Source organism: Nocardia sp. NPDC060220 (assembly GCF_042727815.1).
GTDB lineage: Bacteria > Actinomycetota > Actinomycetes > Mycobacteriales > Mycobacteriaceae > Nocardia.
Genome location: NZ_JBHWZY010000921.1, coordinates 1 through 2564 on the forward strand (window position 1 = coordinate 1; position 2564 = coordinate 2564).

3 protein-coding genes are annotated in these 2564 nt (G+C 67.4%); 2 read left to right on the top strand and 1 reads right to left on the bottom strand.

The features are described 5' to 3' along the window. A partial coding sequence (locus tag ACFWF3_RS31735) for an FHA domain-containing protein (protein WP_379317467.1) occupies positions 1-826 on the top strand: 826 nt, incomplete at its 5' end. A 74-nt stretch (positions 827-900) separates the two neighbouring features. Here ACFWF3_RS31735 and mihF read toward each other — a convergent pair. Next, a complete protein-coding gene (mihF, locus tag ACFWF3_RS31740) occupies positions 901-1215 on the bottom strand; it encodes an integration host factor, actinobacterial type (protein WP_019045768.1) in 315 nt (104 codons plus the stop codon). A gap of 474 nt (positions 1216-1689) precedes the next feature. On the opposite strand from mihF, the gene ACFWF3_RS31745 reads away from it, so the two are divergent. After that, the gene (locus tag ACFWF3_RS31745) at positions 1690-2505 is read left to right on the top strand and encodes a hypothetical protein (RefSeq protein WP_378995636.1); all 816 of its coding nucleotides are present in this window, start codon (positions 1690-1692) and stop codon (positions 2503-2505) included. Positions 2506-2564: the final 59 nt, after the last annotated feature.

A 2564-nucleotide genomic window follows, 5' to 3' on the forward strand; every position in this document is an offset into this window, starting at 1 on the left:
CAGGGTCGGCGGGGTGATCGCGAGCCAGTCCACGGACTGCGCCTGGGCGGCGAGCGCGGGCTGGGCGAGGGCGGCCATGGACCTGGGCCGGCGTCGCAATCCCCCACCGCGCCGGGTCGAATCCGTCGACGAGCCCGCCCCGACGGAGGCCACCGGCTTCCAAGCCCTGCGCCCACCGACCGCGCGATCCACCGACACCAGCGACGCGCTCCCGGCCACGGCGGGATTCCCAGCGCCGACACCCGACCAACCCGCGACCTCCGGTTTCCAGCCCGACGCCGGCCGACCCGACAGCGAGACGGTGAGCACGGGCAGCCGGCCGACCACCGGCGATGTCGCAGGCACCGGATCGAGCAACTCCGACGGCGTCACCGTGAGCACGGGTCCGCGCAGCTCACCCGCCGCCAACGCGCCCCGCGCCTGGTCCCAAGCACTCGATGCCGCCCAGCGCGCCGAACCGGTCGCGTTGAGCAAGGGCGCGCCGTCCCACAGTGGTTCGCGGGGCGCCCTGGTCACCGAAGACGGGCTGAGCTACCCACTGGACCGGCCCTATGTCCTCGGCCGCAACCCCTCGGGGGAAGAATCGGTTCGCGCTTCCGCGGCGACGCCGATACTGATCGAACGCGATCGGCTCGTCTCACGGGTCCATGCCTTCGTCGCCCCCGACCGTGGCAAGGTGTTCGTCCGCGAGGCCCCCGCGACCTCCGGAACCTTCTTCGCCGCCCCCGACAGCGAACGCTGGTCTCGCGTCGGCACCCTCCCGATCGAGTTGCAACCGGGATGGCGCCTGCGGATCAACGACTTCCTGCTGACCTACTGCGTGTAAATCACCTATTACGAATCACAGACCATCCCGACGCCCGTGCATCCAGCTCCACGGGCGTCGGATCGCGAATCGGCTCAGGCCTCGAGGGCGTCGAGCAGGGCCGCGCGCTGACGAGCACCCAGGCCGCCGATACGGCGATCCTCGGGAATCTCGGCCTGGTCCATCAGCTTGGCGGCCTTGACCGGACCGACGCCCGGCAGTGCCTTGATCACGGCAGCGACCTTGGTCTTCTTCACCAGGTCGTCGCTGTCGGCTTTCTTGAGCAGATCGGCGACGGTGACCTTGCCCTCCTTCACCTTGCCGATCAGTTCCGAGCGCGCCTTGCGCACGGCAGCCGCTTTGGCCAACGCCTCGGTGCGCTGTTCGGCGGTCATCGTAGGCAGTGCCATGTCTCCTCCGCTTCCACTCGTCACTCGAACATCTGATTGACGGACCGAGTAAACAGCACGAAATCGGCAGCACCAGTCCGACACACCGCGAGGATACGCCGATGAGTTTTGCTTGCCGAACCCGTCGTATTCAGTGAAGGCCCTGCAAGACGGACCAAACGGACGAAATGACGGGCGGTTCAGGAGGGCGTAACACCGCGGTGACCAGCAACGAAACATCATCAGAAGCACTTTTGCGGGATCAAGGTTCAACGGCGAACCACGGAGGATCAACGAAGCTCCTCGGCCCGGGCGCGACCCGTTCTCGAACGGTCGTCACCGTCTCCCGTTGCGCTACATCGACAGCTACACAGTTGTGCGCCAGACATTTTCAGCGCCTGCGGGTCGAGCAATTCAGGCCCGCGGGTGTCCTCTGCCCGCTCGATGCGCAACAATGACGCGACCCGGCGAACCCTTTTGCTACCTGGAGTTGCGATGCGCGAGGAACACCCGCTCGACCACGAGGTCACCGCTCTACCCGTGCGGGTGGAACGGGCCAGGCGTCGCATCGCCTATCAGTCCGACCCGGCACTGACCGACGCGCTGTCCGAAGACGAGTTGCGCGCGGAGCGCGAACTCGCCGAAAAGATCCGCACCTACGAGCGCGATCAGCGCTGGAAGCACATCAAGGCTGCCTCCTCGCATGCCGACCGCTTGCGTGACACCACCGCGGAGCTCGAGCGAGCCGAGATGTCGGACCTGATGCTGGCCCGCAAGGCCATCGCCGCGCAACGTCGCGAGTCCAACCCGCGCGCCCGCCTCGCCTCGCTCTATCAGCACCGCACCTGGTCGCTGCGAGCGCTGGCCGGCGTGGTGATCACGGGCATGCTGTGGTCGGCGGTGAACGTCCAGCACAACATCGCCCCCGGCGGACCCACCGACCCGCTCTACTGGGCCAGCTTCGGCCTGGAGGCGATGATCAGCGTGTGCCTGATCATCATCATGATCGGCACCACGCGAGTGGCCGAGTGGGGCGTGATGGGCAACCGCAACCAGGTGCTGATCGCCGAGCTGTTCCTGCTCACGCTGACCATCGCCCTCAACACCTATCCACACCTGAGCGCACAGCACTGGTACGACGCCGCTGTGCACGCGGTGGCCCCGGTGATGATCGGTGTCGCACTGCTCATCCACAATGCCGCCAGCGCCCGCTACAGCACCGCGATCGTCCGTGCCAGCGCGGAGATCCCGGCCGACGACGCCGACGATCCCCTGGCCGCGCCGAGCCTGGGTAATCCGGCCGTCACCTAGCTTCCACCGGCACACAGCGAAGGGCCCCTCCGGATCAGATCCGAAGGGGCCCTTTGCCG

Bases quoted from the DNA above. Each gene is read 5' to 3' on its own strand.
- mihF (WP_019045768.1), bottom strand. From the start codon at position 1,215: ATGGCACTGCCTACGATGACCGCCGAACAGCGCACCGAGGCGTTGGCC.
- ACFWF3_RS31745 (WP_378995636.1), top strand. From the start codon at position 1,690: ATGCGCGAGGAACACCCGCTCGACCACGAGGTCACCGCTCTACCCGTG.